This is a genomic window from Citrobacter sp. S46_ASV_140, from assembly GCF_018919545.1.
GTDB lineage: Bacteria > Pseudomonadota > Gammaproteobacteria > Enterobacterales > Enterobacteriaceae > Citrobacter > Citrobacter braakii.
In genome coordinates, this window is sequence record NZ_JAHLRC010000162.1 from 1 (window position 1) to 6,560 (window position 6,560).

The window sequence follows — 6,560 nt, forward strand, 5'->3', positions numbered from 1 at the left end:
TATTTATTGCTTCATAGTGTATGGTAAGCACCCCATCACAAGGACAATCAATATGTCGATACTCAAAGATATTAAGATGCGTACTTTACGACCAGTGAAAAGTACCTGTCCTCACTGCTGCCGCCAGTCAATGCACAGCCTGTCGAGAATAAAAAACAACATAACGTTAGTCTGCCCCAACTGCGGCAATACCTACCTTCCTTCCCAAAGCAAACCAGTCAAGTAACGTAAGAACAGGAAAACAATGCCGACCTTTCACCAGCAGCACTCCCTACCCGAGCGTCTCTATGAGATGCAAGGCATCAATACCCAACAACGATTCATTTTGCTGAAGAAAAAATCCAGCTAACAACCGGGCACCACGCCCGGTTCAATTTTCTGGCTGACCAGTCTTAAGCGCTCAAGCCACGATGTTCCAGCATGGGTTCCATGCGCGGTTCACGCCCGCTCCACTGGCGATAAAGTTCAGTTAAATCAGTGCTGTTTCCGCGGGACAAAATTGCTTCGCGGAATTTCTGTCCGTTTTCACGGGTTAATCCGCCCTGCTCTACGAACCACTGGTAGCCGTCATCGGCCAGCATTTGCGTCCACAGATAGGCATAATAACCTGCGGCATAACCGCCACCGAAGATATGGGCAAAATAACTGCTGCGATAACGCGGCGGCACAGCCTTGAGATCCAAACCTTCCGCCGCCAGCGCCTGCTGTTCAAATTGATCGACCGGATGAGATGACTCGCTCAACTCCAGAGAGTGCCAGCGCATATCCAGCAATGCAGCGCTGAGCAGTTCGGTCATGTCGTAACCTTTGTTAAACAGACTGGCCCGCTGCATTTTATCCCGCAATGCCTGCGGCATTTGCTCCCCGGTATCAACATGTCGGGCAAAACGGGCAAAGACCTGAGGATGGCTCGCCCAGTGTTCGTTGATCTGTGAAGGAAACTCGACAAAATCACGCGGAGTGTTGGTTCCAGAAAGCGTGGCATAACGCTGAGTGGCGAACAGACCGTGCAATGTATGTCCAAATTCATGAAATAGCGTAATAACATCATCCCACAGCAGCAATGCAGGCTGATCCTGTGCTGGTTTTTGATAATTACAGACGTTGTAAATAACCGGTCTGGTTTCGTTAAGCAGCGATTGCTCAACAAAATTGCCCATCCAGGCTCCGCCGCTTTTTGATTCCCGGGCAAAGAAATCACCGTAAAATAGCGCCAATCCTACGCCATCATGATCGAATATTTCCCATACCCGAACATCCGGGTGATAAACCGGAATATCGAATCGTTCAACGAATTTGATGCCAAAGAGTTGATTGGCCGTCCAGAAAACGCCCTCGTTCAGCACCGAATCCAGGGCAAAGTAAGGTTTGAGCTGTGCCTCATCAAGGTCATATTTCTCACGACGGACCTGCTCGGCATAAAACGACCAGTCCCAGGCCTCGGCGCTAAACGACTCGTGTTCTTGAAAGATAACGTTCTGGATTTCAGCCTGCTCATCCAACGCCCGCGCCCGCGCGGCTGGAACAATAGATCGCATAAATGTCAGTGCCGCTTCCGGTGTTTTTGCCATCTGGTCGGCAATTTTCCAGGCTGCGTAATTGGCAAAACCAAGCAGTTGCGCCTGCTGCATCCGGATTGCTACCAGTCGCTGAATAATAGCTCGCGTGTCGTTGCCATCATCATTTTCAGCCCGCGTCCATGCGCGGGTGAACAGTTTTTCGCGGGTCTGACGATCGCGTAAAACCGCAAGCGCCGGTTGCTGTGTTGTGTTTAATAGCGGGATAACCCAACGCGCTTCAAGCCCTTTCGCCCTTGCAGCTTCGGCGGCAACGGCAATTTCTTCTGTGCTCAGCCCCTCCAGATGCCGGATATCATCCACCACCATAGCACCTGACGTGTTTGCTGCCAGCAACCGTTGATTGAACTGGCTGGTCAGCGTGGCTGACTCCGTATTGAGCGCTTTAAGTTTGGCTTTATCGGTCTCGTTCAGACGGGCGCCGGCCAGTACAAAACGCTGATACACAACCTCCAGCAGACGTATTGATTCGCTATCCAGACTTAACGTACCACGCCGTTGCCAGACAGCTTCGACACGGGCGAAAAGCGCGCCATTGAGATAAATATCATTGGCAAGGTTCGCCAGCTCTGCGGAAAACTCTTCGTCAAGGCGCTGTAGTTCATCGTTGGTGTGCGCCGCCGTCATCGCGAAGAAAACGCTGGTCACGCGCGTGAGCAGCCCCCCGCTTTGTTCAAGCGCCAGCAACGTATTAGCAAAATCAGGAACCTGTGAGTTTTGCACAATAGCGTCGATCTCGGCGCGTTTTTGCCGCACGCCTTCATCAAACGCTGGACGATAATGCTGCACGTCGATCTGATCAAACTGCGGCGCCTGATACGGCAATGTGCTGTGGTGTAAAAATGGATTCGTTAACGACATCTTTCACTCCTGAAAACGATTTGTTTACCAGAGTAGACTTCCCGGGAATCGACCGCAATCGCGTTAAGCAGGAATAGCTCTGAACGGAAATGACGTGCTATGGTAGTACTACATAAAAAGCGTTGAGGAACAGTGAGATGATCGTTTTAGTAACCGGAGCAACCGCAGGTTTTGGTGAGTGCATTACGCGTCGTTTTATTGAGAATGGGCATAAAGTTATTGCCACCGGACGCCGCCAGGAGCGCCTGCAGGAACTCAAAGATGAGCTGGGTGACCGCCTCTATACCGCGCAACTGGACGTACGTAATCGTGCATCAATTGAAGAGATGCTGAACGCCTTACCCGCTGAATGGCGCGATATTGATGTTCTGGTCAACAACGCGGGTCTGGCGCTGGGCCTTGAGCCAGCCCACAAGGCCAGCGTTGAAGACTGGGAAAATATGATCGACACCAACAACAAAGGCCTGGTTTATATGACCCGTGCCGTTCTGCCAGGCATGGTTGAGCGCAACCGCGGTCATATTATCAATATCGGTTCTACCGCGGGTAGTTGGCCATACGCTGGCGGGAACGTCTACGGTGCGACCAAAGCGTTTGTTCGCCAGTTTAGCCTGAATTTACGTACTGACTTACACGGCACTGCGATTCGCGTTACCGACATTGAACCGGGTCTGGTTGGCGGTACGGAATTCTCTAACGTACGTTTCAAAGGCGATGATGCTAAAGCTGAAAAAGCCTACGAAAATACCACTGCGCTGACCCCGCAAGATGTTACAGAAGCGGTATGGTGGGTGGCGTCCTTACCCGCTCATGTCAACATTAACACCCTTGAAATGATGCCTGTCACACAGTCTTTTGCCGGACTGAGTATTCATCGGAGCTAATTTCTCTGCCCGGCCTTGCGCCGGGTATAGATAGCCTGAAATAAGTGATAAGATCTCCGGGTTAACTCTCTAAAAAGTAAGAATGAATGACCGTAGAAACGCAGCTCAACCCTACACAACCGGTAAATCAACAGATTTACCGTATTCTTCGTCGTGATATCGTGCACTGTCTGATTGCACCCGGTACGCCGCTGTCGGAGAAAGAGGTTTCCGTACGCTTTAATGTGTCACGCCAGCCGGTACGAGAAGCATTCATCAAACTGGCAGAGAACGGTCTGATTCAGATCCGCCCGCAGCGTGGCAGCTACGTAAACAAAATTTCGCTGTCGCAGGTGCAAAACGGCTGTTTTGTTCGCCAGGCAATTGAATGTGCCGTGGTCCGCCGCGCCGCATCACTGATCACCGATAAACAGTGCTATCAGCTCGAACAAAATCTGCATCAGCAGCGCATCGCGATTGATCGAAAACAAATCAATGATTTCTTCCAGCTTGATGACGAATTTCATCAGAAACTGGCTTTAATCGCCGAGTGCCAGCTCGCCTGGGACACCGTTGAGAATATTAAGGCCACGATTGACCGCGTTCGTTATATGAGCCTGGATCATATCTCTCCGCCTGAAATGCTGCTGCGTCAGCATCACGATATTTTTACCGCACTTGAGAAACATGATGGCGATGCCGTTGAGCGCGCAATGATGCTGCATCTCCAGGAAATTGGTGAGTCTGTTCAGCTAATCCGTCAGGAAAATAGCGACTGGTTCAGCGAAGATTAATATTACGCTCACCTCACACCGAGGTGAGTTTCTCCTGCCTTCCCCTCTCCCGCACATCTGCATAAAAAAAGCTGTGATTTTGATCGAAAACAAAAAAAATCATTAACGAGAAGCGTATTTATATTGCGCCCGTTACGTGGGACTAGAGCCCACGGGCTTTGACGGTAAGTTGGAAAGGAGAAAACACCATGAAAACATACGATCGTAACCGTAACGCAATCACCACTGGCAGCCGCGTCATGATTAGCGACACCGGACTTACAGGCCGCATTACAGCGATAGATACCGATGGCCTGACCGCTGAGCAAATTCGCCGCGGGAAAACAGTGGAAATCGAAGGGTGTGAAGGTAAATATGCTCCCCTCGAACTGATTCGTTTAGGCATGAACTAATTGGTGTGAATGCCAGAAAACAATGCGCCATCTGGCCCGTTTATAGCCAGATGGCGACTTAAATGATGTTCTCGTTACTTCATTTTTGCTGCATACTTCGCAACGGTTGCCTTCGCCCCTTCAGCCAGTAAAGCAAGATAGGCTTGTGTGACCTGATTCTTGAACAATTCTACCTGCGGCAGTTCACGACCAAAAATAGCATCGATCGCCAGCAGCGCCTGGACACGATCTTCGCCCTCGTTACTGCTATGCACCGCTTTCTGGATCACCGGTAACAGCGGATCGCTGATTTCAATCGCCTGGCCCTGATCATCCACACCGCCGACGTAACGCATCCAGCCAGCCACGCCCAGCGCCAACAGTTCAAAGTGGCTACCGTGCACAATGTGCCAGCGAATGGAGTCCAGCATACGCTGCGGCAGTTTTTGACTGCCGTCCATCGCGATCTGCCAGGTGCGATGACGCAGTGCCGGGTTGCTGTAGCGCTCAATTAACAGATCGGCATAGTGCGGAAGATCCACACCTTTCACTTTTAACGTGGGCGCTTGTTCCTGCAACATCAGCGCGCGCGCGGCGAGGCGATAATTTTCATCGCCCATGCAATCGTTAATGTGCTGATATCCCGCCAGATACCCCAGATAAGCAAGGAAAGAGTGGCTGCCGTTGAGCATACGCAGTTTCATCTCTTCAAACGGAATGACATCAGCAACCAGCTCCGCTCCCGCCTTCTCCCATTCAGGGCGGCCAGCGACAAAGTTATCTTCAATAACCCACTGACGGAACGGTTCACATGCTACGCCTGCCGGGTCGCGTACGCCGGTAATGTGTTCAATTTTGTCCAGCGTATCCTGGGTAACAGCAGGGACAATGCGGTCAACCATTGTCGACGGGAATGTGACATGTTGTTCGATCCACGCAGCCAGTTCCGCATCCACCGCCCGGGCATACGCGGTGACAACATTGCGCATCACATGACCGTTTTCCGGCATGTTGTCGCAGGACATCACGGTAAAGGCGGCTAAACCCGCAGCTTTGCGGCGTGCAAGCGCCTCAACCACAACGCCTGGCGCAGTTTTTGGCTGTTTTGGATTTTGTAGATCGGCGGCAATCATCGGGTTGTCTAACATCAATTGACCGGTCGCCGGAGAATGGCAATACCCTTTCTCGGTAATGGTCAGAGAAACAATCGCAACCTGCGGTTCACTCATCGCAGCCAGTACGCTTTCCAGCCCATCAACCTGCGCATGCAGCGCATTTTTCACCACGCCCACGACTCTTGCAGTCCAAGCATCTGCGGACATTTCTGCAACGGTATACAGGTTATCTTGCTGTTTCAGATCGGCAATCTGCTGCTCGCCGCCAATCAGGTTCACTTCGCAATAGCCCCAGTCACTGCCGTGATCTGCAGCGAGAATGTCAGCGTAAACCCCCTGATGTGCGCGGTGAAATGCGCCAAACCCCAGATGGACAATACGCGGGACCAGTTTTGTACGATCGTAGTCGGGAAGTGCAGCCTTTGCCGTTAAGAGCTTGTTTTGCATGGTATGACCTACTTATCAATGAAATCAGGATTGATTCAGAGTAACGCCTGTATGGTTGTATGTTTTGATTTGCATTAAGCTTTTTATGATTGGTATGACATCACTTAAAGCTGTGTACCATAAAAGGTAAATTTGGCGGCATATTGCCGCCAAAGGATATTAATGTTTCTGCCACTGCTGGTATTCACGTTTAAGCCTTTGCGGTGCAGTTTCCGGCATCATCAGCAAACCAATAACTGAGATGACGCCAAGTACAATCACATAGGTTGCGAGTCCATAATAATGTCCACCAGTTACTTGCAGAATTTTTACTGCTACTAAACCAAGAATCCCACTACCAATTAGCGATCCCAACTGCCAAATTAATGCTATTCCGCTACAGCGAATATGAGTCGGGAAAAGCTCTGGGAAATAAGATGCCTGAGGTGCATAACACATACTATGCCCAACGCTCAGTACCAGGATCATTACTATTTGCGTAAGCCAAAAGCTATCCTGATTGATTGCAAGGAAGAAAGGAATAATCATAACA

5 protein-coding genes and 1 pseudogene are annotated in these 6,560 nt (G+C 50.5%); 3 read left to right on the top strand and 3 right to left on the bottom strand.

What is annotated here, in order from left to right; translation table 11 throughout:
• Window positions 1-392: 392 nt before the first annotated feature.
• Window positions 393-2,438: a peptidyl-dipeptidase Dcp gene (gene dcp, locus KQJ19_RS21570; RefSeq protein WP_016153062.1), complete on the bottom strand. Its 2,046-nt coding sequence runs from the start codon at window positions 2,436-2,438 to the stop codon at window positions 393-395.
• 137 nt (window positions 2,439-2,575) lie between these two features.
• On the opposite strand from dcp, the gene ydfG reads away from it, so the two are divergent.
• The 3 genes from ydfG to ydfZ all read left to right on the top strand — a co-directional run bounded on the left by ydfG (window position 2,576) and on the right by ydfZ (window position 4,487).
• The gene (gene ydfG / locus KQJ19_RS21575) at window positions 2,576-3,322 is read left to right on the top strand and encodes a bifunctional NADP-dependent 3-hydroxy acid dehydrogenase/3-hydroxypropionate dehydrogenase YdfG (RefSeq protein WP_016153061.1); all 747 of its coding nucleotides are present in this window, start codon (window positions 2,576-2,578) and stop codon (window positions 3,320-3,322) included.
• Between the two features lie 86 nt (window positions 3,323-3,408).
• On the top strand, window positions 3,409-4,095 hold the full coding sequence (locus KQJ19_RS21580; RefSeq protein ID WP_016153060.1) for a GntR family transcriptional regulator: 687 nt from the start codon (window positions 3,409-3,411) through the stop codon (window positions 4,093-4,095).
• 188 nt (window positions 4,096-4,283) lie between these two features.
• Window positions 4,284-4,487, top strand: a complete 204-nt coding sequence (gene ydfZ / locus KQJ19_RS21585; RefSeq protein ID WP_003032393.1) for a putative selenium delivery protein YdfZ — start codon at window positions 4,284-4,286, stop codon at window positions 4,485-4,487.
• A 74-nt stretch (window positions 4,488-4,561) separates the two neighbouring features.
• Here ydfZ and KQJ19_RS21590 read toward each other — a convergent pair whose 3' ends face one another.
• Window positions 4,562-6,028 (bottom strand): mannitol dehydrogenase family protein, encoded by a 1,467-nt coding sequence (locus KQJ19_RS21590; protein WP_216404116.1) that lies wholly within the window; start codon window positions 6,026-6,028, stop codon window positions 4,562-4,564.
• Window positions 6,029-6,187: 159 nt separating this feature from the next.
• Window positions 6,188-6,560 (bottom strand): annotated as a pseudogene (locus KQJ19_RS21595) (MFS transporter); the annotation flags it as partial.